The sequence below is a fragment of the Streptomyces macrolidinus genome, assembly GCF_023887685.1.
GTDB lineage: Bacteria > Actinomycetota > Actinomycetes > Streptomycetales > Streptomycetaceae > Streptomyces > Streptomyces macrolidinus.
Window position 1 is genome coordinate 1 of sequence record NZ_JAMWMR010000047.1, and the last position, 23,369, is coordinate 23,369.

At 69.2% G+C, this 23,369-nt stretch carries 21 protein-coding genes and 2 pseudogenes; 7 read left to right on the forward strand and 16 right to left on the reverse strand.

Annotation, left to right across the window (positions count from 1 at the left end; translation table 11 throughout):
- Positions 1-1,298: type I polyketide synthase (locus NGF19_RS29085; RefSeq protein WP_252428745.1), on the reverse strand; the 1,298-nt coding region annotated here is incomplete at its 3' end.
- A gap of 833 nt (positions 1,299-2,131) precedes the next feature.
- Here NGF19_RS29085 and erm (NGF19_RS29090) point away from each other — a divergent pair.
- Positions 2,132-3,133, forward strand: coding sequence for a 23S ribosomal RNA methyltransferase Erm (erm, locus tag NGF19_RS29090; protein ID WP_252428709.1), 1,002 nt, complete (start codon positions 2,132-2,134; stop codon positions 3,131-3,133).
- Between the two features lie 71 nt (positions 3,134-3,204).
- On the opposite strand, the gene erm (NGF19_RS29095) is transcribed toward erm (NGF19_RS29090), so the two are convergent.
- Complete coding sequence (erm, locus tag NGF19_RS29095; protein WP_252428711.1) at positions 3,205-4,086, reverse strand: 23S ribosomal RNA methyltransferase Erm; 882 nt, start codon at positions 4,084-4,086, stop codon at positions 3,205-3,207.
- Positions 4,087-4,434: 348 nt separating this feature from the next.
- On the opposite strand from erm (NGF19_RS29095), the gene NGF19_RS29100 reads away from it, so the two are divergent.
- Positions 4,435-5,046, forward strand: coding sequence for a TetR/AcrR family transcriptional regulator (locus NGF19_RS29100; protein ID WP_252428747.1), 612 nt, complete (start codon positions 4,435-4,437; stop codon positions 5,044-5,046).
- A gap of 493 nt (positions 5,047-5,539) precedes the next feature.
- Here NGF19_RS29100 and NGF19_RS29105 read toward each other — a convergent pair whose 3' ends face one another.
- The 6 genes and pseudogenes from NGF19_RS29105 to NGF19_RS29130 form a co-directional block, all read right to left on the reverse strand.
- Positions 5,540-5,986, reverse strand: coding sequence for a DUF6278 family protein (locus NGF19_RS29105; RefSeq protein ID WP_252428713.1), 447 nt, complete (start codon positions 5,984-5,986; stop codon positions 5,540-5,542).
- Between the two features lie 60 nt (positions 5,987-6,046).
- A complete protein-coding gene (locus NGF19_RS29110; protein ID WP_252428715.1) occupies positions 6,047-6,826 on the reverse strand; it encodes an exodeoxyribonuclease III in 780 nt (259 codons plus the stop codon).
- A gap of 68 nt (positions 6,827-6,894) precedes the next feature.
- Positions 6,895-7,530, reverse strand: coding sequence for an MBL fold metallo-hydrolase (locus tag NGF19_RS29115; RefSeq protein WP_252428717.1), 636 nt, complete (start codon positions 7,528-7,530; stop codon positions 6,895-6,897).
- A 71-nt stretch (positions 7,531-7,601) separates the two neighbouring features.
- The gene (pcaDC, locus tag NGF19_RS29120; protein WP_252428719.1) at positions 7,602-8,900 is read right to left on the reverse strand and encodes a bifunctional 3-oxoadipate enol-lactonase/4-carboxymuconolactone decarboxylase PcaDC; all 1,299 of its coding nucleotides are present in this window, start codon (positions 8,898-8,900) and stop codon (positions 7,602-7,604) included.
- A gap of 120 nt (positions 8,901-9,020) precedes the next feature.
- Positions 9,021-9,245 (reverse strand): annotated as a pseudogene (locus tag NGF19_RS29125) (transposase); the annotation flags it as partial.
- 811 nt (positions 9,246-10,056) lie between these two features.
- A complete protein-coding gene (locus NGF19_RS29130) occupies positions 10,057-11,049 on the reverse strand; it encodes a saccharopine dehydrogenase NADP-binding domain-containing protein (protein WP_252428721.1) in 993 nt (330 codons plus the stop codon).
- A 368-nt stretch (positions 11,050-11,417) separates the two neighbouring features.
- Between NGF19_RS29130 and NGF19_RS29135 the strand changes: the two genes are divergently transcribed.
- On the forward strand, positions 11,418-12,086 hold the full coding sequence (locus tag NGF19_RS29135) for a TetR/AcrR family transcriptional regulator (RefSeq protein WP_252428723.1): 669 nt from the start codon (positions 11,418-11,420) through the stop codon (positions 12,084-12,086).
- A gap of 872 nt (positions 12,087-12,958) precedes the next feature.
- On the opposite strand, the gene NGF19_RS29140 is transcribed toward NGF19_RS29135, so the two are convergent.
- Positions 12,959-13,429, reverse strand: coding sequence for a hypothetical protein (locus tag NGF19_RS29140; RefSeq protein ID WP_252428725.1), 471 nt, complete (start codon positions 13,427-13,429; stop codon positions 12,959-12,961).
- A 269-nt stretch (positions 13,430-13,698) separates the two neighbouring features.
- Entirely contained in the window at positions 13,699-14,463 is a 765-nt protein-coding gene (gene istB, locus NGF19_RS29145; protein ID WP_443735606.1) for an IS21-like element helper ATPase IstB, read from the reverse strand.
- A 427-nt stretch (positions 14,464-14,890) separates the two neighbouring features.
- Here istB and NGF19_RS29150 point away from each other — a divergent pair.
- Positions 14,891-15,285: pseudogene (locus tag NGF19_RS29150) on the forward strand (transposase); the annotation flags it as partial.
- A gap of 467 nt (positions 15,286-15,752) precedes the next feature.
- Here the strand turns inward: NGF19_RS29150 and NGF19_RS29155 are convergent.
- Positions 15,753-15,980 carry a DUF397 domain-containing protein gene (locus NGF19_RS29155; RefSeq protein WP_252428729.1) on the reverse strand — a complete coding sequence of 76 codons (228 nt, stop codon included), beginning with the start codon at positions 15,978-15,980 and terminating at the stop codon, positions 15,753-15,755.
- Between the two features lie 354 nt (positions 15,981-16,334).
- On the opposite strand from NGF19_RS29155, the gene NGF19_RS29160 reads away from it, so the two are divergent.
- Together NGF19_RS29160 and NGF19_RS29165 are read left to right on the forward strand one after the other, a co-directional pair.
- Positions 16,335-16,493 (forward strand): hypothetical protein, encoded by a 159-nt coding sequence (locus NGF19_RS29160; RefSeq protein ID WP_252428749.1) that lies wholly within the window; start codon positions 16,335-16,337, stop codon positions 16,491-16,493.
- Positions 16,490-17,233 carry a sulfite exporter TauE/SafE family protein gene (locus NGF19_RS29165; RefSeq protein ID WP_252428731.1) on the forward strand — a complete coding sequence of 248 codons (744 nt, stop codon included), beginning with the start codon at positions 16,490-16,492 and terminating at the stop codon, positions 17,231-17,233. Before NGF19_RS29160 ends, NGF19_RS29165 begins: the two co-directional genes overlap by 4 nt.
- Before the next feature lie 273 nt (positions 17,234-17,506).
- Here the strand turns inward: NGF19_RS29165 and NGF19_RS29170 are convergent, their stop codons facing one another.
- From NGF19_RS29170 to NGF19_RS29180, 3 genes are all read right to left on the reverse strand, one after another.
- Positions 17,507-18,364, reverse strand: a complete 858-nt coding sequence (locus NGF19_RS29170; protein ID WP_252428733.1) for a cytochrome c biogenesis CcdA family protein — start codon at positions 18,362-18,364, stop codon at positions 17,507-17,509.
- On the reverse strand, positions 18,361-19,107 hold the full coding sequence (locus tag NGF19_RS29175; protein ID WP_252428735.1) for a DsbA family protein: 747 nt from the start codon (positions 19,105-19,107) through the stop codon (positions 18,361-18,363). The genes NGF19_RS29170 and NGF19_RS29175 overlap by 4 nt, the downstream gene beginning before the upstream one ends.
- 753 nt (positions 19,108-19,860) lie before the next feature.
- Positions 19,861-20,220 (reverse strand): DsrE family protein, encoded by a 360-nt coding sequence (locus NGF19_RS29180; protein ID WP_252428737.1) that lies wholly within the window; start codon positions 20,218-20,220, stop codon positions 19,861-19,863.
- Between the two features lie 824 nt (positions 20,221-21,044).
- Between NGF19_RS29180 and NGF19_RS29185 the strand changes: the two genes are divergently transcribed.
- A complete protein-coding gene (locus NGF19_RS29185) occupies positions 21,045-22,262 on the forward strand; it encodes a bile acid:sodium symporter family protein (protein ID WP_252428739.1) in 1,218 nt (405 codons plus the stop codon).
- A gap of 14 nt (positions 22,263-22,276) precedes the next feature.
- On the opposite strand, the gene NGF19_RS29190 is transcribed toward NGF19_RS29185, so the two are convergent.
- Together NGF19_RS29190 and NGF19_RS29195 are read right to left on the reverse strand one after the other, a co-directional pair.
- Positions 22,277-22,543, reverse strand: coding sequence for a metal-sensitive transcriptional regulator (locus tag NGF19_RS29190; RefSeq protein ID WP_252428741.1), 267 nt, complete (start codon positions 22,541-22,543; stop codon positions 22,277-22,279).
- Between the two features lie 87 nt (positions 22,544-22,630).
- Positions 22,631-23,311: a class I SAM-dependent methyltransferase gene (locus tag NGF19_RS29195; RefSeq protein ID WP_252428743.1), complete on the reverse strand. Its 681-nt coding sequence runs from the start codon at positions 23,309-23,311 to the stop codon at positions 22,631-22,633.
- Between the last annotated feature and the right edge of the window lie 58 nt (positions 23,312-23,369).

The following is a 23,369-nucleotide window of genomic DNA, read 5'->3' on the forward strand; positions in this document are numbered from 1 at the left end:
CCGCAGGGCTCCTCGGTCCCGGCCTCCTCCGCCGGAGCCTCCTCGATCACCACATGCGCGTTGGTTCCGCCCATGCCGAACGACGACACGCCGACGACCATCCGCTGCCCATCGGTGTTCGGCTGCCAGGGCGTGTACTCCGTGTTGACCCGCAGGTTCAGTTCGTCGAACGGGATAGCCGGGTTCGGGGTCTCGAAGTTCAGGCTGGCGGGTACGGCACGGCTGCGGACGGTCAGGACGGCCTTGATGAGGCCCGCGATACCGGCCGCGCCCTCCAGATGGCCGATGTTGGTCTTCACCGATCCGACGAGCAGGGGGCGGTCGGCCGGTCGGCCCGCGCCGAGTGCCGCGCCCAGGGCGGCGGCCTCGATCGGGTCGCCCACCGGGGTGCCGGTGCCGTGCAGTTCGACGTACTCGACGTCGCGGGGTTCCGTTCCGGCCTGGGCGTGGGCCTGGCGGAGCACGTCCGTCTGCGCGTCGACGTCGGGGGTCGTCATGCCCTTGTCGGCACCGCCGTTGTTGACCGCGCTGCCCCGGATGACACCGAGGACGCGATCGCCGTCGGCAATCGCCCGGGAGAGCCGCTTGAGTACGACGAAGCCGCCGCCCTCGCCGCGTACGTAGCCGTTGGCGCGCGCGTCGAACGTGTAAGTGCGGCCGTCGGGGGACAGTCCGCCGAACTTGCTGGCGCCGATCATGCTGTCCGGGACGAGGTTGAGGGAGACGCCGCCGGCCAGCGCCAGTTCCGACTCACCGCGGCGCAGGCTCTCGCACGCCAGGTGGACCGCCACCAGTGAGGAGGACTGGCCTGAGTCGACGACCAGGCTGGGGCCGCGCAGTCCGAGCGTGTACGACAGGCGGTTGGCAATGATGCCGCGGTGCAGGCCGGTGACGGTGTGTGGGGTGATCGCGGCGAATCCCTGCCGGTGCTTCAGGGTGGCGTAGTCGTCCCAGATGGCGCCCGCGAAGACGCCGGTCCGGGTGCCGCTGAGGGAGGTGCGGGCGAGCCCGGCGTGTTCGAGGGCCTCCCACCCGAGTTCCAGGGCGAGTCGCTGCTGCGGGTCCATCTCCGCGGCCTCGCGCGGGGAGATGCCGAAGAAGGCGGCGTCGAACCGGTCCACATACGAGACGAATCCGCCCCACCGGGTGTTCGCCCGGCCGGGCACGGAGCGGTCCGGGTCGTAGAGGTCCGCGGCGTTCCACCGGTCGGCCGGAACCTCCCCCACCGTCTGGAGGCCCGACTTCAACAGCTCCCAGTACGCGTCGGGGCCTGACGCTCCGGGCACCCGGCACGACATTCCGATGATGGCCACGGGTTCGGCCGTGGTGTGCCGGGCGTCGGCCCCGCTCGATGCGGACACGAATTCCTCGGACTCGGTCTTGGACACTTTCGGCATCTCTCCACGAATCAATTCAGTGCACACACCAGGGGACTGGAAGTCGACGCGTTCCCGCACCAAGAGGTCAAACAGTGTTCGGTCGTCGCGGGACTGCCCACCCAACCCCAAGGCGCCCCCCCTATACCCCCCCTATACTCCCCCTATACTCAACCGCCCCGTACCCCCAGAGCCATGTGGTCGGCCGGAAATCAAGGTCAGTCCATGAAGCGCGGCTTCCCCGGCTCTGGCGGCCGACGTGTCTCACGGTCCGGGATACCGCCGAGATCCATGGATGCTCTCCTCCCAACACACCGGAAGTGTCATCCGACCCCAGAAACAAATGCGTTGACAACACCCGGGAAAGGGGAAGTGTCGGGGGTCGCGCTCACGCCCGTCGACCGGACCGGGCCGGGCCGGGCCGGGGATGGCCGGAACCCGTCGGACGCCTTCAGGGATGCCCAACTCGCGTCATCGGGTGGGCACTTCAAACCCACCACGTGACACACGCCACACGAACTAGGCCTGGAATAAGCCAAGTTGGGCAGGCCACAACCGCTGACACCCCACCTCACCGCTCCCCCCGCCATACGTCAGCCGCACCTGAGGCCCGGCTCAATTTACGGAAACGCAGGGGGAGTTGAGCCTTCTACATTTGGCCGAGGCATGCCATATCGCCACAACCGCGCGACGTGGCCCGGGGTATGGTCCATGCCACGGCCATTGGCCACAGAAGCCACGGAGGGGATGGATTCATGGCGTCACACGGCTCTGGCCCGCAGCGCTCGGACAGAAACGCTCTCCGGCGCGAGTTAGGGCAGAATTTCCTTCAGGACAAGAGAGTCGTGCGCGATCTCGTCTCCCACGTCAGGGGGAACGGAACCAACGTCCTTGAGATAGGCCCTGGTAAAGGAGCCATAACACGAGAACTGGTGCGCTCCTTCGAGACCGTGACCGCTGTGGAGATCGACCCCCACTGGTCCGCGTTCCTGCGGGATGAGTTCGACGACGAGAAGGTCGAGATACTGGAGGGGGATTTTCTCGACTACTACATGTCCCGCGACTGCGACACGATAGTCAGCAATGTTCCTTTCAACATCACCACCCAGGTTCTCCGGCATCTTCTCGAATCCACCGAATGGCAGCAAGCGGCCCTGATAGTGCAATGGGAAGTCGCCCGCAAACGCGCTGGCCAGGGCAGCGGGACACTCCTTTCCGTCTCCTGGGCACCGTGGTACGAGTTCACGCTGCACAACCGCGTCCCCGCCAGGTCGTTCCGGCCGATGCCGCGGGTCGACGGGGGCATTCTGACGATCAGGCGGCGGCCCCGTCCGCTGCTCCCAGAGCGTGCCTGCGCGGCGTTCCAGGACTTCGCGGAGGCCGTTTTCACCGGGCCGGGTCGCGGGCTGGCCGAGATTCTGCGGCGGCATGTCCCCCGGCGAACCTACGCGGCGCTCGCCCAGCGCTTACAGATACCCGACGACGGGCTGCCGAAGGACCTCACCCTCGTGCAGTGGGTCGCCCTGTTCGAGGCGGCCAGGCCGCGCTACGCCACCGGTCGCGGCCCCGTCCCGACCGGGTCCGACTCCTCCTCCGCCGCGGCGCGGGAATCCTCCGGCAGGACCGGTCCGGTGACCGGCGGCAAGCGGTCCGGTTCCTCCCGCGGCAAGCGCGGCACGCCGCGTGCCCAGGGGCGGCAGGCCCTGGGGCGGCAGGGTGCACGAGGGTCGTCGTACGGCCGGCGCACCGGACGCTGACCATATGCCGCGGCCCGTCGCACCTCTTCGAGGAGGTGCGACGGGCCGCGGCATGTCCTACGTCAACCAGCTCAGTACTTGTGGGAGTCAGCGCTGTGCGCCCGGGGCTGAGCCTTGGAGTACTGCACCTTCCGCCGTCGCGCAGCCGCCCTGTGATGGGGCTGTTCCCGTGGGCGGACCGGTGCGGGAGCAGCTTCGGCCAGGTGCCACAGCGAGGCCCAGTGGTGCGCCTTCAGGTCCTTCGGAAGCGCGTGGGGCGAGATGTCGTAATGGCGTAGCCACCCGGCCAGATCCCGTTGCGACACGCGCCCGTTGCGCTTGATGATCTCCTTCAGGCCGTTCCCTCTGCCGGTGAACACCTGACGTACGAAGTCCTGGTACGGCTGCACCGAATCGACGAGCGGGGCCGACCTGCGCCGGATGCGCAGCAGCCCTCCGTCCACGTTCGGCACCGGCCGGAAGGCCTGCGCGGGCACCCGGGAGTGCAGGTCGAACTCGTACCACGGGGCCCAGCCCGCGGTGAGCAGCGTCGTACCGCCGACCCCGGCTCTGCGGCGGGCCACCTCCCACTGGACCAGCAGTACGGCGGTGTGCCAGTGCTGCGCGTCGAGGAGCCGTCGCATGATCGCCGTCGTCAGATGGAAGGGCAGGTTGCCCACCACCACATGCGGGTTGCGGGGCAACGGGAAGTTCATGAAGTCGTGGTGGACGACGGTGACGTGTCCGGGCGTACGGGCGTCCAGACGCCTCGCCCGCCGAGCGTCGATCTCCACGGCGGTGATCGACCTGCCGTGCTTGCTCAGCGGAAGAGTCAGGGCGCCGTCACCGGGGCCGATCTCCAGTATCGGCCCCTTTGTTCGGGCCACCATGGCATTGATGTCTCCGATGACGGAGTGGTCGGTGAGGAAGTTCTGACCGAGTTCGTGTCGGCCGCCCTGCGAGGGAAAAGGCATGGATGTGCTCCGCGGGGAAGTTCGGAGCCGGGGCAGCACAAAGGACCGCACCGGCGGGACCCGGCAGCGGAGGACCTACGGAAACACGAGAGCGCGCGCAGCGCGAGAGAGCACGTGACAAAGAGGCCCGCCGCTAGGCGCGGCGCAGCCTCATGAAACAGACCAGCGAGTGACATGAGTACATGCCGTCAGAGTAACACCCCGCCAACTCCCCCTGCCCCGGCGGACGTTCCGGGGGGGGCAACGACCTGCCGGAGGGGCGCGGTTCCGCGTTGCGGCACAGCGGCAGAGGGCGTAAGACGGACTCGTATCCTCTCGCACACTAGCGCTAACGTATGCGCCGTGACGATGCCTTCTCCCTCACGTGGAAAGTCCTCCCGGCGCAACGAGGCGTCCCGTCGCGCCATACTCGACGCCGCCCTGGCACTCGGCCGGGAGAAGAGTTATGCCGAACTCACCATCGAGGGCATCGCCGCACGCGCCCACGTCGGCAAACAGACCATCTACCGGTGGTGGCCCTCGAAGGGGGCGGTGCTCTGCGAGGCGCTGATGGACCTGGACGCGGCGGACGAACGGGACACGACGGCCGGGTCACCCGAGTCCGACGACCTGGCGGCCGACCTGAGGCGGACGCTGAGCGCGGCAGCCGCCGACCTCACGGACCCGCACCGCAGCGAGGCCCTGCGGTCGCTGGCCGCCGAGGCCGCCATGGACCCGGCGCTGACCGCCGCCTACGGGACCGTGCTCGACGGACCTGGCCGGGACGCCGCCCTCCACCGGCTGCGCCGTGCCCGGGAGGCCGGGCAGATCGACGGCGACACCGATCTCGACATCGCCGTCGATCTGCTGTGGGCCCCGATGCGTTGCCGCTGGCTCTACGACCAGGGAGCCCTCGACGCCGACTTCACCGACACTGTGGTCGAGGTGGTGCTGAAAGGACTCGGTTGGACGCGCGACTGAGCGGCCGGCCTGCACGTACGGCACCAACTCGTTCGCGCCGCTGCTGAAGGTCGTCAACTCGCGGGCGTACGGCCCTGATTCACACGGCAGCGACCGCTCGCGGTCCGCGCCGAAGCATGTCGAGCACAACCCGTCCGGCGCGCAGCTGACCTTCTCCTCGGCGGCGGGCGTTGCGTCCTACGTGTCCGTTCCGCTGCGCGAGCAGTGATCTCCGGCTGCCGCCGGCCGGGCCTGGCCCTGTGGCTGCCGCTTCCCTCCCCCAACGGCTTTGGGGCCATGACCGGCAGCAGTCGTCCCTGGTCCGGCCGCGGTGGTCGCCACGGCCCCGGTCCTGGGACCGCGCCGCTCCCACCGGGACACCCGAGGGGTGAGCCAGGAGAACAGCACGCCCATCCCGGTGCGGATCGGTGAGACACCATCATCACCGGGATGAACGCCACATCGTAGTCGAGGTTCGACACGATGGGCTTCCCGGAGTGGGCGGAACCCCTCGTCAGACCTCGGCCACCTCAGCGTAGACCTGCGACAGTTCGGGGGCTCCGGTGGCCGCCCAGGTGTGGCCGTCGGCCACCACGTCGATCTCGCGGCCGGAGGCCAGCCGTACCACGGGGTGGCCGCCCGGGAAGATCTCCCAGGCTGCTCCGCGGACCGTGCGCACGATCACCGTGCCGAGGTAGAGGCCCGCGTCGTTCCCGAGCCAGGGCAGGATCTCCTCGTCGTCACGCCAGCGCGGCAGGAGTTGGTCGAGCGCCGCCAAGGACGCGGCAGTGTCGTCGAGTTCGACACCGGACTGCTCGGCCTGGGAGCGCAACAGCTCGCATTCGGCGAGGAGTCCGGTGACATCGCCCGTGTCGGCGTCGGCGTCACCGGCGGAGAGCACCGCGACACCGAAGGCTGCGCCACGCCTCTTGCGCCAGTTGCTCAGGAAGGGGATGTTCATGCCGCCAGCGTGTCACCGGTGTGTTCGCGCGCACCGCCGTGACACCGCCCGGAGCGCCGCCTATATGTCGAGGTCCACCACCACGGGCGCATGGTCCGACGCGCCCTTGCCCTTGCGCTCCTCCCGGTCCACGTACGCGTCCTTGACCGCCTTCGCGAACGGCTGGTTGCCGTACACGAGGTCGATGCGCATACCGCGGTTCTTGGGGAAGCAGAGCTGACGGTAGTCCCAGTACGTGAACGGCTGGTCGTACTTGAGGGGGCGCGGGACGACGTCCGTCAGGCCCGTCTCCCGCAGCGAGGTCAGGGCTGCGCGCTCGGCCGGGGTGACATGCGTGGCGCCCTCGAACGCCGCCACGTCGTAGACGTCGTCGTCCGTCGGCGCCACGTTGTAGTCACCCATCACCGCGAAGGGGCGGCTGCCCCCCGCGTCGCCCGCCACGGCCGCCTTCAGGGCCTCGAACCACTGGAGCTTGTACGCGTAGTGCGGGTGGTCCACCTCGCGGCCGTTCGGCACGTACACCGACCAGACGCGGACCGGGCCGCAGGTGGCGGAGACGGCGCGGGGCTCCTGGACGCCCTCGTAGCCGGGATCGCCGGGCAGGCCCTTGACCACGTCGGCCAGGCCGACGCGGGAGAGCACCGCGACGCCGTTCCACCGGCCGGTGGCGTGGACCGCCGCCTCGTAGCCCAGCGCGCGCAGCTCGTCGTAGGGGAACTGCTCCTCGGAGATCTTGGCCTCCTGGAGGCACAGCACGTCCGTACCGCTGCTCTCCAGCCAGGCCAGGAGCCTGGGGAGGCGAGCGGTGATCGAGTTCACGTTCCAGGTCGCGATGCGCATGTCCCACAACCTACCGGGCGGGTGTGACAACGCACCCCCGGTGCGCGGGCCCCGGAGGTGCCCGGCCCTCAGACCTGCGCGGACGCCCCCGGCGTCAGCCTCAGATGCTCGGCTCCGCCCAGCGCGCCGATCTGGTGGTCGTAGATCGGGCGGGCGAGGTCGGTGAGCAGCGCGTCGTGGATGTCGTACGCGCGCTGCGGCTTGACCTCGCGGACGTAGTCGATCACTTCGGCGATCTTGTTCCAGGGCGCCATGACGGGGAGCATCAGCGTCTCGACCGGCTGGTCGGGGACGGTGAGCGCGTCACCGGGGTGGAAGAGCTTGCCGCCGTCGATCAGATAGCCGACGTTCGTGATGCGCGGGATGTCGGGGTGGATCACGGCGTGCAGTTCGCCGTGCACCTGGACGTCGAACCCGGCCGCGGTGAAGGTGTCGCCGTGGCCGACGGTGTGCACACGGCCCGGGTACGCCGCCGAGATCTTCTCCGCGACGGAGGCGAGGGTCCAGATCTCGGCGCCCGGGTTGGCCTCCATCCCGGTCCGCAGCCGCTCCTCGCTGAAGTGGTCCATGTGCTCGTGCGTGACCAGGATGCCGTCCACGCCGACGGCGGCGTCCTCCTCGCTGAAGGTGCCGGGGTCGATGACGAGCGTGCGTCCGTCCTTCTCCAGGCGGATGCAGGCATGCAACTTCTTCGTGAGCTTCATGGCTCCCATCCTGCCCCGGCCGGGGCGGCCGGGGCCCGCTCAGCCTGGTGCTCGTGGTACCCGGCGCGCGTTCACTCCTGGGGGGTGGTCTCCTCCCGGATGATCTGCTGCGCCACCTTGAACGCGCTGGTCGCGGCCGGTACGCCGCAGTAGACCGCCGTCTGGAGCAGTACTTCCCTGATCTCGCTCGGGGTGAGGCCGTTGCGCAGGGCCGCTCGGGTGTGGGAAGCGAGGTCGTCCAGGTGGCCGCCCGCGACCAGCGCGGTGAGCGTGACGCAGCTACGGGTGCGGCGGTCGAGGCCGGGCCGCGCCCAGACCTCGCCCCAGGCGTAGCGGGTGGTGAACTGCTCGAAGTCCGCGGAGAAGTCGTCCGTGGCGGCCAGCGTCCGGTCGACGCAGGCGTCGCCGAGCACCTCGCGGCGGATCTTGATCCCGGTGTCGTAGGTGTCGGGGCTGCCCACGGGCTCGGGGGGCAGGGCGACGGGGGCGATCTCGGCCACGGGTGTGACCAGCGGCGCGGCCGTCGGCACCGGCTTCGCCGAGGATGCCGTGATCGCCGTGAGCTGGCCCGTCGTCGAGTCGAACGCCGGCTGCCAGGCGGTCGAGAAGTGGCGTACGAGCAGATCGGTGACGGCGGCGGGCTGCTCGACGGGGACCAGATGGGAGGCGCCGGGGACGACGGCGAGGCGGGCGTCCGGGATGCCGGCGACCAGGGTGCGCGCCTCGGCGGGACCGGTGACCTGGTCCTCCGACCCCACGAGGACGAGGGTCGGCACACCGATACGGCCGAGTTCGGTCCGTACGTCGAAGGTGGCGAGCGCCTCGCAGGCGGCGATGTAGCAGCCGGGGTCGGTGGTGCGGACCATCTGCACGGCCCACTCGGTGATCGCGGGCTGGGCGGCGGCGAACCCTCCGGTGAACCAGCGCTCCGGGGAGGTCCGGGCGATCGGGTCGAGTCCGTTGGTCCGGACGACCACGCCACGCTGGCGGAACTCGTCGGCCGTGCCGAAGCGGGGCGAGGCGGCGATCAGCGCGAGCGACGCCAGCCGCTCGGGGTGACGCAGCGCCAGCTCGATCCCGATGCCACCGCCCAGCGCGCAGCCCGCGTAGCCGAAGTGCTGTACGCCCAGGGCGTCCAGGGTCGCGAGCAGCCGGGCGGTGATGTCGCCGACGGAGGGCGCGGGGTGCGCGGGGGCGCCGCCGTGACCGGGCAGGTCGAACCGGAAGATGCGCCACTGCTTGGCGAGTTCCGGAACCTGACGGTCCCACATGTGCCATGTGGTACCCAGTGAGGGAGCCAGAATCAGGACCGGAGCGTCTTCTGGCCCATCAAAGCGGTACTGCAGGGTGTTCGGTGGTGTCTCGCTCACTCGTCAGACCCTCTCACGTCTCACAAAATCTCACACAGCCGGGGGAAGCCAGCGGCTCGATGCGCCCGGGGCTCGACTCGTCGGGCACTGCCGACGGCCTCGTCGACCGACTCTGAGCCTTTCGGCGTGTCTGCGGTGGGCCGTCGCACCGGACGGCCCGAACGGCGCGGCAGGCAACTGCTGCCGCGTACAGCCCGGCGTCGCCACGAACACGATCGCCGCCAGCACCTCCCGGTCACCGTGGCGGCGCCGGCCACCACCCTGGGGCCGCGATGGCGCCTCCGGCACCACCCGCTGGAACAACCGCCACAACTCATCCGGCACCAGCCGCTCAACGATCCCCACGCCGGAAGGCTACCGACATCAAGAGAAGGACCGCAGTCAGCGGCCCATTCGGCGCTGCCCGTCGAACCGACGCAACACCCGTACCAGACGCCACATTCCGGCCGCCGCTCCGAATTCTGTCCCGCGATCCGGATCCGCAATAAGCACCAGACCAGGAAGGTGGCCAGGCAAATCACCGCCACCAGTTTTACCGGCTGTTTCGCTTGGTGGCGGAGGCCCAGTCTGATCGGCTCGGATGCTTGTCGGAGGGGTGAGCGCTCTGGGTATGTCTTACGACCGGGCTGTCTGGGAAGGCGAGCAGTCGGCGGAGCGACCCGCGCCGCCGAAGTCCTCGACTTCCTGACGGACTTCATCCCCGCCGAACTTCCCGTACAGCCGGATTTCCCTCGACACGGACGAAGAGGAGCTGGCATACGTCCGCGCGCGACTCGGCACCATCCAGCCCTTCCTCAAACGGCGCCACGACCAACTCCGCCCCGAGCTGGAGAACGGCCGGCGATGTCACCGCGCACTGTCCGCTGTATGCCCAGCGGGCCGTGGTCCTCGGCTCCGTTCCTGGGCCGCTGTCCTGCCTGATCTGCCCCGGCTTGCGCACGGCCGGGGCAGCGCGGCGCAGGTGGACAGCGGACAGTCGTGCACTCCCACGCGCTTGAAGTCGTCGCTCACGACCCCGGAGCGTTTCATGAGGGCGTTTCACCCAGTCGTCTGCAACAACTCATGACACGTGATCGCCACAGGTGGGGCACCGCGCGGCCGGGTGTTTCACAATCGACCGCTCTGAAACGTCCGCCCGCCATATGGGGTGACACCGTCAGCCCGTGGCTTGAAGCGGGTGGAGGGTGAAGGAGCCGTGCGCAGCCAGTCTTTCGAGGAAGCCGATGGGAGCCACCACCTGATCGAGGTGGAACACGCCCGGCTGCAGGCTCTGGAGACAGGTGACGGCGAGCGCCGCAGCCAGACCAGTGGCGCGGCTCTGGTCGCGGCCGCTGAAGGCGATGGCCACATCCCCGGTGTGAACGGTGACGGCGAACCCGTCTCCCCCGAAGTGTGCTCTGTTGAGTGCTGCCAGCAGGCGGCGGCGGACGCCGGGGTGACGCAGGAGCCGGGCCACGGCGGGCTGCCCGGCAGCGTGGAGAAGGCCGGTGACCAGGCGCGAGTCCAGGCAGAGACCGGTGGCTGCGGTTGCGGCGCTGGTGGTGGCGGGCAGGGTGTACTGGTCGGAGAAGGGAAAGTGATGGACCGTCCGCCGGCCGTACGGGGCCGGGAAGTCGACAGCCCAGGAGTCGTGAAGGCGTCCCAGGCCGTCAAGGGTCCAATCCAGCGCGGCCGGGCCGTGTCGGTCACCGGATCCGAGGAGTGCGCTGATGCGCAGGTCGGCGCCGTGGTGCTGGTCGGTGAGATGACGGGCCAGCAGGTTGCTGACTCCGGGTAGGAGTCCGACGCTGAGGACGGCGGTGGCGCCGGTGCGGCGAGCGGTCGGGTCCAGCGGTTCGATCGCGTCCAGGACGGCATGGGAGGCGGAGACGTCCAGGTAGTGGATGCCGCGTTCCAGGCAGGCTTGGGCGATCCGGGCGTTGTTGCGGGCCGCACACATCACGACGGTGTCGACGTCCGGCGGAAGATCGTCCATGGCATCGGGGTCGGCCGCGTCGAGGCGCAGGGCGGCGGTGCCGGTGATGGGGGCGGCGCGTTCAGGGTGGCGTCCGGCGGTCAGGACGGTGGCATCGGGCAAGAGGCCGGTGAGCGCCGCAGCCGTGTGCCGGCCGACGGCTCCGTAGCCTCCGATGATGAGGATGGTGGTCATCGGGCTTCTCCGTCGGTGGTCTGGCTGCCGGTGGCGGCGGGGTGGGGTGGGGGGTGTGCTGCCGTCCGGTTGTCGGCGCAGTGGCCCGCCGGTTCGGGTCGGAATTGGTCGCGATGGCCCGGTATTGGTCGCGATGGCCCGGTGGCGCGGCAGCATGTGAGTTGGTAGGCATTGACGGCCCAGGCCAGACCGACCGGCCCGAGGGGCAGCGCCGAGCCCAGCGCGGGCGGGGCGACATTGACGATCGACACCTCCAGGAATACCAGCAGTTCGACGGACGTGAGCAGGAGCAGGACGGGCAAGCTGCCCCCGAAGTTTCCATAGTCACGCTACAAGAAGATATTTGTAGTGTCGCTATAATCAAGGGTGTGAGAGCCGAGTCACAGCGCAAGGATCCCGCGGGTGGGAACAGCACGCCGGCGGACGGCCGCACCGCACGGTCGCGGGCCACCCGAGCCCGCATCCTGGCCGCCGCCGCCGGCCTGTTCACCACCCACGGCTATACGGCCACCAGCATCGGCGCCATCGCCGCCGAGGCCGGAGTGGGTGAACAGACCGTCTACTACGCCTTCAAGACCAAGAGGGCCGTCCTGACCGTCGCCCTGGATCAGGCCGTTGCAGGCGACGATCAGCCCGTTCCCACCCTGGAGCGCTCCTGGGCGAAGGCGGTGATTGCCGAACCCGACCCGCACCGGCAGCTGGAACTCCAGGCCGCAGGGGCCGGTGACATCCTCAGTCGTGCAGCGCCATTGCTGGACGTGGTGCGCAGCGCCGCACCTTCCGACCCCGACCTGAACCGGCTGTGGCGTACCAACCTGGAGCAACGGCTGACGGTTCAGCGCGCCTTCGCCGAGGCGCTGGTCCGCAAGACCGCCCTACGGGAAGGGCTCACCCTGGACGCCGCTGCGGACATCGCACTGGCGACCCTGTCGCCGGAGACCTACACGTTGCTGGTGTCCGAACGCCACTGGACCCACGAGGCATGGCAGGGCTGGGCCGAGCATGCGCTGTCGAGCCAGCTCCTGCCGACCGCCTGAACCAAGGCGTTTCTCCGCGATCGGCTCTCGCGGGATGCGAGCTCCTCGTACCCGTCCGCCGATCTCCCGGATGCTGCCCGGCGCACGTTGAACCGAGACTTGTGGATCGGCCCCGGGTGGGGCTGTTGTTTTCGACAGGGTCTGGGGGGACCACTCGGGCAACGCGAACGGGGACCACTTTGGTCCGTTCGTGAAGGGGATGGACACTTCCACGTGCTGGTGATCGGCAGCGAGTTTGAGGCCACCTCTATCGGGTGACTTGTGCCCTGTTGCGGGTGAATCGTGAGTGTCCGGGCAGATTAGGGCCGTGATGAGCCGCTAGGTTGGGCTTCCCGGGGTCGTCCGGGCTGTGTCCCTGACAGGCATGGCTTGGAAGGCCCCAGTTCTGTGTTCGGACTCGAGTCCTGTGGGGGTTGCCTTGATGCGAATGTTCGGTGTGTCTCCTGGCTCGCCTTCTGCGCGAGCGGAGCGGTGTTCTGGTGGGGCTGGCTGCTCCGTCCTCTGCGGCGGTAGGCGTCCCGGTGGAGCTGGTCACTCCTGGGCATTCGACGTCTCGTCTGGTGGCGAAGGCCGGTTCCGTCACCTGGGGCGGGAACACGGTCGGCTGGCAGCGGGGGACGATCCACCTGCATGTCGTCCTGAAGTGGAACGGCTCCGAGCAGGACCGTCGAGACCTGGACTGTCAGCGGTCGACCTACTGCTCCGCTGACTCGATCACGCGGAACTGGTCCTGTCCGGGGACTTGGCGAGTGGAGACGTGGGCAACGGGACCGGGCGGGGAATCGAACGTTGACGTTAAGCAAGCAGTCGTCGGCTCGGGCTCGGGAGGGGCACTGCGGGGTCACGGCCCCGTCTGCGGTAAGGGCATCTGACTACTGTTCAGTGTGCTCCGCGGGATCGTCCGGGCGGGCCCTTGTGTCCAGGTCGTGCAGTGCTGCTCCGCTGACCGGCACTCCGGATGCCAGGGCCTGCCAGCCAAGAACGATCCCGGAAGCTGCATCGACCTCAAGGCGGTAGGCGTCGGCTCCGAGGACTGCCAGTTGCGGGGCCCGGGTGGTGAACTCCTCGAACACGTCGGCATCTGGATCGAGGCCCGGCCCTGACCCGTTGAACTCCACGATGGTCCGTCCCGCTTCGCGGTGGTGTCCGGTGGCCCTGACGTTCAGGCCGGTCAGCCCCTGGGGCGGGCGGAGCATGAGGTCCAGGGAGTCGGTGCCGGGGAGGCGGTCGCCGGGCAGCGGTCCGCCGTCTTCTTGACCGCGGTGACGCGCGCTCCAGTGGGTGTCACTCAGCTCCAGCGTGTCGAAGACTGGGGAGTCGGCCACAACGTCCGTGCTGGTCATACACAGATGCCACGGCTGTCGCTGGGCTGTGAAGACCCATGTCACCGATTCCGTCCGGCATGCGGCCAGGCCGCGGATTACGGCATCGTGGGGCTGGCCTGGCCATGCCTGCCGCATCCGCTCCAGCAATGGTTCCTTCCACCACCGCAGCAACCTGCCGCTGGCACGGCTCCACTGTGGCTCGGCAGGCAGGCCCACAGACGCGTCGCTCACTGACACCATGGCTCCTTGTGCGTGTTTCCTGGCAGGCCGGCAGACGAGGCGATGGGTCAGTGCGAACGCTCGGCCTCGGTCGCCTGGAACCGGTAGGACTCCGTGCCAGTCTGGATCAGAGTGCAGCGGAAGGTGATCCGGTCGGCGATGGCCGCGCAGAGCCGGGGCTCGTTGAAGATCGCCTCCCACTCGTTGAACGGGGAGTTCGTGGCGACCGCAGTCGCCTTGCGTTCTTCCCGTTCGGTAAAGATTTGGAACAGCAGCTTGGAGCCCTTCTTGTCCAGATCGAGATAGCCGAACTCGTCCAGACACAGAAGGTCGACCTTGCTGTAGCGGGCGATCGCGGAAGACAGCCGCTTGGCTGTGGCCGCCTCGGCGAGCTCGTTCACCAGCGCCGCAGTGGTGGTGTAACGGACCGTGAGGCCGGCCTCGGCGATCGCTGTGCCAACCCCGATCAGCAGGTGAGACTTCCCGGTGCCGGAGTCGCCGATCAGGACCAGGGGACGGCCTTCCTGAACCCAGGCGGGATTCTTCAGTTCGCCGACGACCTCCGGTGAGACATGAGGGTTCTTCTCGAACCGAAAGTCCTCAAGCCGCTTCGGTCGGGGAAACCGGGCAGCCCGGATCAGCCGCTGCTGGCGGCGAAGCTCCCTGTCATTGCGTTCCAGTTGGAGCAGGTCGAGCAGGAACTGCTTGTAGGTCAACTGCTCGCCGCGGGCGGTCGTGGCCACCTCGATGAACCGCTCACGCAACGCCGGAAGCCGCAGATCCCGGCACAACTCGTCGATCGCGACGTCCTCCGGATCGCCGGGCAGCGGCATCCGCGTTGCGGGAACCTCGGCCGTGCGACGCACGGTGGTGCTCGGAGTCATGCGCTGGTGCCTTTCTGCGGCGTTGTAGCCGTGTTCGTCGTAGAAGTGACCGGCTTCAGAAGCCGGTCGTACTTGCTCATGTCCGGTAGCCCGGTCCGCAGGTCCGACGGCAGCCTCCTGGTGAGCAGGGAGATCACCTTGGCACCGGCACCAACGGCGGCCTCCTGGTCGAGCAGGCCGCCGGCCTCGTCCGGCTCGGTCTCGCTGTGCTCCAGGGCCTATCTGCAAGTCCGGCCTGGACACCGCGATATCGACGGCATTGGCGCCGTGGCGCAGCCGCGGGCGGTGCACGACCCGGGCAAAGTCCTGCTGGATGTCGTGCTCGCGACGACTCTGGGCGGGGACTGCCTCGCCGATGTCGCCATGCTGCGGGCCGATACGGCTGACCTGCTTCGCGACCAACACCCAAAGCGGCCAACTCGCCGACCTCGAACTGCGTCACCGCCGCCGGGCCCGCTGCGAGGACCGCATCCGAGGCGCCCGTGACACCGGCCTGCGCAACCCGCCCCTGCACGACACCGCGCAAAACCAGATCTGCTGGAGATCGTCTCCCTCGCACTCGACCTCCTTGCCTGGATGCCGATGCTCGCCTTGACCGCACGAACGCGCCGTTGGGAACCCAAACGGCTTCGCCTGCGGCTGTTCTCCGCCGCCGCCCAGCTGGTCACCACCGGCCGCCGCCGCTGGCTCCTCTTCACCACGCGATGGCCCTGGACCGACGAGATCACCAGGGCAATCGACCGGCTCAATGCCCTGCCGAGCCCCGGCTGACGAGCCACACCGACCGCCCCAACGATCCGCACCACCACACCGGGGAAGTGGAACCCGGCGCCCGCCCGACGCGACAACCGGGCCGCCAACCTGCCCCAACCTGTCGTGAAACGCGGGAGGTGTTACGCGTCGTCCGCGCTCTTATGGACCTGCCACCAGGTGGTGATCTCCTCAACCTGGGCGGCGAGGTGGTCCATCTCCTTCGTCGTGGAGCGCATGCGCGTGCCGTGGGGTCGGCCAGCCTTACCATGCCCCGCGTCCTTGCCCCCGGCGCCCCGGAACCGGAGACTCCGGGTACGTCCGTGCCTGCGCCGGACGCCGCACTCTGTCGTAGCCCGCTCCGTGCAGAAGCCCCGTCGCGATGGTTACCGACGGGGCTTCGCCGTATCACCTACTATCACGCGCGAACACCAGAACGGCCGTACGCACCAACCGGGCGCCATCTGCACTGGCGAACACGAGGGGTTCTAGAACTCACCCTCGCGCACACCGTCTCGGAATGCTGCCCATTCCTCTGCAGTGAACCGCAGAGGCGGCAGGTCTCGATGGTCCGAGTCACGGACGGCAACAGCCCCGCCACCAAGGTCCGCCACCTCGACACAGTGCGGACGGTAGCCGTAAGGGCACCTACTGCTCTTGACCCAGCGCGCTTGGGCCAGGTCAAGCGCGTACAGTTCAGCCTTTCTCGCTTGCACGACAGACTCCCTTTGCCACTCGGTTATCCGTTCTCCACTTCAGCCTCACGCTCTCTCTCCAAACCCGCAACCAATGAAGTAGCCACCGGCCTTTCGGGGTTGAGTCTGCGCCGATTCACCCCGGCACGGTCGAACCCCTCACCGAGCGCACCACACCCCGCACGGAGCGTCCGTCGCGACGACTGTCGACAGAACGGCGAGGTCACGCGCCGACCCGCTTGGTGGAACCGACGGCATCCGGCCCGGCTCCTGCGGCCGGCCAGGTCGTCAGCATGGTGTTAAATACCCCCGGGGGTATTGATGCTAGGGTGGGTGTACACGCGGGGGGAATTTCGTTGGGAAGGGAACAACTCCGTGTTCTTCATCGACACCGTTCGGTTCAAGGGCCTCGGTAACCGCGACCGCCTGACCGGCGGCGCGCGGACGGCCGTGGCGGCGGATCCGCCGCTCGGCTTCAGCCAGGTCACGGTGACCGTCGTCGACGAGCACGGGAACGACGGTTCGATAGCATGACCACTTTGATCCTCGCGCTCGTCGTCGGTGCCGTCGTCGGCCTGGCCCTGGGCGGACTCGGCGGAGGCGGCAGCGTCCTCGCCGTTCCCGCGCTCATCTATCTGCTCGGCTTCACCCCGGCGGAAGCCACCACGGCCAGCCTGGTCATCGTCACCCTGACCTCGATCACGGCACTGACCGGGCACGCCCGGGACGGAAACGTGGCCTGGCGAACAGGACTGCTCTTCGCCGCAGCGGGCATCCTGCCCGCCATGATCGCCGGTGCCGCCGCCGGCCACCTGCCGGAGACCGTGCTGACGGTCGCCTTCTCCGTCATAGCGGGGCTCGCCGCCCTGCGCATGCTTCGCCCGGCGCGTACCGAGCCGTCCGGCGAGGTGCATCCGGGCAAGGCCGGCGCGGCCGGCTCCGGGCTCGGCGCGGTGACCGGGTTCCTCGGTGTGGGCGGCGGCTTCCTCGCCGTGCCCGCGCTGGTGAGCGTGCTCGGACTGACCATGCGCCGGGCGGTCGGCACCAGCCTCCTGGTCATCACGATCAACTCGCTGGCCGCACTCACCGCCCGGGCCGGCACCGGCACGCAGTTGGACTGGGCGGTCATCGCACCGTTCACCGGCGCGGCGATACTGGGCGCCTGGGACGGCAAACGCCTGGCGAAGAGACTCAAGGGCGACACGCTTCAGCGTCTCTTCGCCTACGTGCTGCTCGCGGTCGCCGCCTTCATGCTCGTCGACGTGCTCTTCTGACCACGCCGACCCGCCGTCGGGCACAAGAGCGGGAGGGCGTTCGGCCGAGGAGAGGAACAGCTTCTTCAATCAGCCGTGGTCAGGCAGACCTGCGCGTAAAGCTGGCGCATCCGCACGGCAACCGACCGCGCAGACCAGCAGATCGGATGGCAAGGCCCACCGCTCCGGACGCAGAAGTCGGATGCCTGCGCGGCCGCCGCTTCGGAACGTGTTCGAGACTCCTGTGCGAGGTCCCGTGTGCCATTACCGACGCACGGGACCTCGCATGTCCCGTCAGACAGAGCGCTCGGTGTCTTCCTGGTCTTCCTCCGGGAGGCGACGCAGTCGGAGGGCTGCCAGCACCGCCATGCCTGCTGCGGCCAGGGCCACCACCAGGAGCAGGACCCGGTCGGAGACGGCCTTGCCGAGCCGTACGGCGGCGGCCTCCCAGGCCGCCTCGGTGTCGATGTCGACGAGGGAGGGCAGGGCGGAGGTGCCGTCGAAGAGCAGGAACAAGGTTCCCAGCAGGACGAAGACAAGTCCTCCCACAAGCGAGGTGCTGTGCACGGTCAGCGGGCCCAGCCGCATCGCGCGCCCTCTCAGCCAACGTCGGCGGCCGAGGTCGTAGCGGTCCCACAGCAGCGCCAGGACGAACATGGGCACCGCCAGGCCCAGCGCGTAGACGGCCAGCAGGAGCCCCCCGTGCACCGGGCTGCCGTCCAGCGCCGCGACCGTGAGGATGCCCCCCAGGATCGGTCCCGCGCAGAAGCCTGCCAGGCCGTAGACGGTGCCCAGCGCGAACACCGACAGCGCGGACCCGGCCCCACGGCTGCCCGCCGCCTGCTGAAGACGCCGTGACCCGAAGCCCACGCCCAGGATCTGGGCCAGCCCCAGCCCGATCATCGTCCAGCCGCCCACGGCCACCAGCAGATCCCGGTGCCCGTAGAACAGGCGGCTGGCGAAGGAACCGGCCACGCCGAGCGGCACCAGTGTGGTGATCAGGCCCGCGTAGAAGACCGCGGTGCGCAGCGACAGACGGGTGCGAGTGGTGAAGGAGTAGGCGAAGAACGCGGGCAACAACAGCGCACTGCACGGGCTGAGCAGCGCCAGCAGCCCGCCGAGGAAGGCCGTCGCCACGGTGACGCCGCTCATCGCCGGGCTTCCTTCGCTGCCTTGTCGATGGCGTCGGTGAAGGTGCTCAGCGGCTGGGCGCCCAGGATGGGCGTGGTGTTGACGAGGAAGGCGGGGGTGCTGGACACGCCCAGCGTGTACCCCTCCCCCTGATCCGATTTCACTGAGGTGTCGGCTGCTTTCGACTGCATGTCGGCCTCGAAGCGGCCGAGATCGTGCACACCCGCCTCGCGAGCCATCTCGCGCAGCCGCGCGGCGGAGAACTCGCCCTTGTTGCGCGCGCGTTCCTTGGCGTAGGCGACGTCGTGGAACTGCCAGAACCGGCCCTGCCGTCCGGCGGCCCAGGAGGCGCGGGCGGCCTGCTCCGACTCGGCGCCGAACACGGGGTAGTTGCGCCACTCGATGCGCAGCACTCCCTTGTCCACGTACTTGCGGACGAGTTCCGGCTTGGTCTCCCGCGCGAACTTGCCGCAGAAGGGGCACTGGAAGTCCTCGTAGGCGATCAGCACGACGGGGGCGTCGGCGCGGCCGAGCGCGAGTGGGTCCTTGGGGTTCCTGCGGGCCAGGGCGAGCAGAGACTGCTGCTGCTCATCGGGGGTGGCCTTGGTCGCAGGAGACGAATCGGTGGCGACGGGGCGGTCTTGTGGTGTGGAGCCGCCAAAGGCTCCGCCGAAGGCGAGGACCGTGGCGATGACGGCCGCGGTACCGGCGCTCGCGGCGATCCAGGTCAGGCGGCGGCGACGGGAGCGAAGAGAGGAAGGCATGGCATCTCCAGTGACGTGTACGAAGAAGGGAGACGAAGGGTGAGACCAGGTGGTAGGCGGTTCGCGATCCGCCGCCCGCTGGTCGGGCGCCGCGGCGCTGCTCAGCCAGGACGGGAAGCAACCCGATGGCGGGTTGCAGTTGCCGACGTGCCTGAGGTGCCCAGCAGGAGGAGGACGAGCTTCTCGCAGGTGAAGGCAGCCGCCCGCCAGCGGCGTAAGGACGGCATCACATCTGCCGAGCCAGGAAGCCGCCAGGCCGCGTTGTCACGGCGGGCGCGCGCGGACGCCGCGTGGGGGTCTACATCCGTCGTACGGAGAGTTCGGACAGATCGGGAGGATCAGAGTCAGGGCCGCTGCGCCCGTCACGCGCGTGGGTGAGTGTCCGTGCCGGTGCTGTCGTGCCGGTGTCCGCGGGTCCAGCGGGCGCGAGTGACGCGTCGAACCGCATGAGCTGTCGTCCGGGCTGCGTCTTCTTCAGGCATGGAGCGTCCGCTGCCACGGTGGGCGCACCGTGACCGGCCTCCAGCGTCGGGTGGCATGGCGTCTGAGCGGTGGCCGGGGTGGACGAGCGTGGCCCCCATGACGCCGACGACGCATGAGTGGCACAGACCAGTGCGGCCACCAGGGTCAGCAGCGCAAGGGCGACGCCCATGGCGCTGTGCCGTCTGCCGCGCATCGCCGTCCCTTCACATCCTCGGTCGGGCAACCATAGGCCCGGTTACCCCGTACGCGTGTCGAAGCACGCCTGTCACGTCAACATACCGGGACGAGAGACCATCCCTCGTGCTGCCGTACCGTCAAGTGCCACACCGCGGCCGGGACCACCTCTACACCGGGAACGAGCGCGTCATCTGTCAGGTCGCGTCCGGCGAGGCTGTTGGCGCAGGCGAGGACACGTGCGCCGGACTCGAGCAGCCGGGTGATCTCCGTGTCGGAACCACCTCGCAGCACCAGATCGAGTCCGGAGCCGTAGACGACGACCTCGACCTCGACCGGGCGATCTGCCGCCGCCACAAGGTTCCTCACCGCGCGTACGACGCGATCCGGCTGAGGAGCCGCCACGACGACACGCACGGGAGCAGCACCAGCGGACTGGACGTTCTCGGTGTTCATCACGCCACCATCGCACACCGCCGACAGCCCGGCTCCGGGCCCCTACCGAGCAAGCCATCGCCCACCCGGAGGCAGCGGAACGAACGGCTGCGCCCGCCGATGGCCGTCAGCACCGGAGCGCCCCTTCCTCGTTCGGGTGCACCACCCACACGGCAGCGCTCCGCACCTGTAGCGTCATCAGGACGTATTCGCCAGGAAGGGGAGTAACGGTGCGAGACGGTCGAACGAGGGCAGGTTGGGCCTTGTTCGTCGCCTGTGCCGTCCTGGTCGCCGCCATCGGCGGCTGCCCGGTGATGCGCCACCTCGTGGGCTCTGTTCCGCAGAGCTCCCCCAGAACGCCCGTCTCCGCGCCCCATCTTCGGGACATCTCGCCGGAGGTGGAAGAGTCTCCCGCTCCATGTGCTGGAAACGTGCACGCCGCGACATCCCGTGCTGCGTCCCCAGGTGGGCAGTTGCCGCGGCCGTGCTCCCAGGACACGACTTGGTCGTGGAGGGCTGCTGTCGGCCGACCGCCGGCACCCGCGCGCTTCGATCCCGGTGGAGATCGTCAAGTACAGCGGTATGACCGGCTCCAGGTGTAGACCGCCGGTGACCCCAGGCGTTTGAGGCGCGCTGTTCCGCAGTCGTTGTCGGCGGACAGCGAGCTGCCTCCCGCTCTCACTCCGAATCGCCCCTCGTACCGGTTCTCACGAACCGCTCCCTTCGGTGACCCTGCCCGGCGTCCGTCGCTCTTGCCGCTCTCTGACGCGCGCACTTCACGCTCTGCGGGCCGGCGACATCGCTGCGTCCTGACACGCCCCTTCATGCCCTGTGCGGGAACGAACATGACATCTGAACAGCCTTTGCCGCGCCGTCTCAGCGGGTGGCTCAACGCGCGCCTCGGGCGCGCCACCGTCCTCAGCTACGCGGCTGCCTTCCTCGCCCCGAACGCCGCACACGCGCTGCGCGAGTCCACCGCACATGTCGTCGGCACGCGTGCGGGGCTACCGACACTCCTTCTCACGGTGATCCTCTTTTCGGCGGCCTACCAGGTGACATCACAGGAGTTGGCCGCCAGCCTTCGGCACCCCAAAGTCGTCGCCGCCGGACTCGCGGCTCACCTGGTCACGCCCTTCGTGCTGGCATCGACCGCTGCCGCCGTCCTGTCGATGACGGGTGCTGCCGGCTCAGCCGACTTCGTACCGATGGCGCTTGCACTCGTGGCCACGACCCCTGTCGCTGCGGGAGCGACCGTCTGGATCACCAGGGGCAGCGGCGACGGAGCGGCGATGATCAGTATCGTCGTGCTCTCCGCCCTGCTCAGTCCGCTGACCTTGCCGGCAACCATCGGCATCCTCGACAGGGCCGGGCTGCTGGGGCAGCATCACACGTCGTTTCTCGCCGCCGTGTCGGTGAGTACCCGTGGCTTCCTGACCCTCGCGGTGACTCTGCCCTGCGCGGCGGGACTCCTCTGCCGATGGCTCAGCCCGCCTCTGGCTCAGAAGTGGGCCCTCGACCTTGCGCCGCTTGTGGCGATGCTCGCCGTTCTGACGCTGACCTACGTCAACGTTTCAGCGGCCTCGCCCCTCCTGGAGCTGTCATCTGTGCCGGCACTGCTTCTGGCTGTCACCAGCGCCTGTGCGGCATGCCTTCTGGCCTTCCACGTCGGTCGACGGGCGGCACGGCTCCTGCGACTGCCCCATGAGGCCGCCGCCACCGTGACACTCGCGTGCGGCATGAACAACGTCAGCGTCAGCGCCGTCCTGGCCACCACCGCACTCGCGGCCGAGCCATATCTGCTTCTCACAGCGCTGGCCTACGGCCTGACCCAGAAGGTGGCGGCCCACCGTGCCGTGCGGTGCACGCGGCGCTCTGCGAACCGCCCCGGTTCGCCAGGAGGTGCCGCGGGATGCCGCTGGCCCGCGCCGATCGGTTCTCGGGGTCTCAGGCCCGCACGGGGCACGGACGGGTTCAGGAGTCGATGGCGCAGCCCTCGGGGTTCCTCAGGCGTACGGGCGATTCGCGCTGGGTGGCACCGGTGGAGTCCCAGGCTCCGGCGGTGACCACCGTCTCGCCCTCAGGCCAGGGCGAGGAAGAGCTTCTCCAGTTCCTGCTCGGTCATCGCAGGAGCCTGCTCACCGTCGGGTACCAGGCACTGGCGCATCCCGCTCGCGACGATCTTGAAGCCGGCGCGGTCCAGAGCGCGGGAGACCGCTGCGAGCTGGGTGACCACGTCCTTGCAGTCGCGTCCGGACTCGATCATGGCGATGACGCCGGCCAGTTGGCCCTGGGCCCGGCGCAGACGGTTGAGCACCGCGCCCGTTGTCTCTTCGTCCACACTCATGGATTCCTCCTTGGGGTCGGCGCGCGAGGGCGCCGGGCTGGTCATGCTGTCGAAAGGCGTGTCCCGGTCCGCGAACGGCGCGGTGTCTTACGCCGCCGGAATGCAAGTGGTGCGCCGCAGTCGCACCAGGGCGTCGACCGCGTGGGCACTACGGCCGTCGGACCCCTGCGCGACCGGGCGGCGGACTCGTTCGGCGCGCACCGGCTCGAGACCGATTCCGGCGAGGTCGGCCAGGACGTCGTCGGGAGTGAACAGGATGCGCGGGTCCTGCGGGCCGCCTGCACCGTCGGTGAGGTTGGTGGTGTCGTGGCCGACGACCAGTAGGACGCCACCGGGCGCCAGGGCCTGGGCGGCATGCCGGAGGGCGGTACGCCGCTGGGTGGCGGGCAGGTGCAAGTAGGCGACGACGACGAGGTCGAATGCCCCGGCGGCCGGTTGGTACGTGCGGACGTCGGCGCGCACCCAGGTCAGACGGTCGGCCGCCTCGGTGGGCTGCGCGGCGGCGAGCCTCCGGCCCCGGTCCAGGGCGGCGCCGGAGAAGTCGACCGCCGTCACTTGCCAGCCCCGCGACGCCAGCCACAGGGCGTTGCGGCCTTCTCCGGCTGCCAGATCCAGGGCACGTCCGGGCTGGAGATCGGTGGTCTCCCGGACCACCCAGCGGTTGGGTTCGGCGCCCCACACGAGTTCGCGGGCGGCGTAGCGCTCGTCCCAGGCGCGGCTGCTGTCCGCACCAGGGGACTGATGCTGCTCGGGAAGGTTGCCGCTCATGCCCGTGCCTGGTCGGTGTCGAGGTCGCGGGCGCGGGTGAGGAGGTCCTCCAGGGCCC

Coding starts and splice junctions, on each gene's coding strand:
- NGF19_RS29185 (WP_252428739.1), top strand. CDS start 21,045: ATGACATCTGAACAGCCTTTGCCGCGCCGTCTCAGCGGGTGGCTCAAC.
- NGF19_RS29110 (WP_252428715.1), bottom strand. CDS start 6,826: ATGCGCATCGCGACCTGGAACGTGAACTCGATCACCGCTCGCCTCCCC.
- NGF19_RS29175 (WP_252428735.1), bottom strand. CDS start 19,107: ATGCCTTCCTCTCTTCGCTCCCGTCGCCGCCGCCTGACCTGGATCGCC.
- NGF19_RS29165 (WP_252428731.1), top strand. CDS start 16,490: ATGACCACTTTGATCCTCGCGCTCGTCGTCGGTGCCGTCGTCGGCCTG.
- NGF19_RS29180 (WP_252428737.1), bottom strand. CDS start 20,220: ATGAACACCGAGAACGTCCAGTCCGCTGGTGCTGCTCCCGTGCGTGTC.
- erm (WP_252428711.1), bottom strand. CDS start 4,086: ATGCCTTTTCCCTCGCAGGGCGGCCGACACGAACTCGGTCAGAACTTC.
- NGF19_RS29170 (WP_252428733.1), bottom strand. CDS start 18,364: ATGAGCGGCGTCACCGTGGCGACGGCCTTCCTCGGCGGGCTGCTGGCG.
- NGF19_RS29140 (WP_252428725.1), bottom strand. CDS start 13,429: ATGACCAGCACGGACGTTGTGGCCGACTCCCCAGTCTTCGACACGCTG.
- NGF19_RS29130 (WP_252428721.1), bottom strand. CDS start 11,049: ATGACCACCATCCTCATCATCGGAGGCTACGGAGCCGTCGGCCGGCAC.
- erm (WP_252428709.1), top strand. CDS start 2,132: ATGGCGTCACACGGCTCTGGCCCGCAGCGCTCGGACAGAAACGCTCTC.
- NGF19_RS29100 (WP_252428747.1), top strand. CDS start 4,435: ATGCCTTCTCCCTCACGTGGAAAGTCCTCCCGGCGCAACGAGGCGTCC.
- NGF19_RS29195 (WP_252428743.1), bottom strand. CDS start 23,311: ATGAGCGGCAACCTTCCCGAGCAGCATCAGTCCCCTGGTGCGGACAGC.
- istB (WP_443735606.1), bottom strand. CDS start 14,463: ATGCCGCTGCCCGGCGATCCGGAGGACGTCGCGATCGACGAGTTGTGC.
- NGF19_RS29190 (WP_252428741.1), bottom strand. CDS start 22,543: ATGAGTGTGGACGAAGAGACAACGGGCGCGGTGCTCAACCGTCTGCGC.
- NGF19_RS29105 (WP_252428713.1), bottom strand. CDS start 5,986: ATGAACATCCCCTTCCTGAGCAACTGGCGCAAGAGGCGTGGCGCAGCC.
- NGF19_RS29115 (WP_252428717.1), bottom strand. CDS start 7,530: ATGAAGCTCACGAAGAAGTTGCATGCCTGCATCCGCCTGGAGAAGGAC.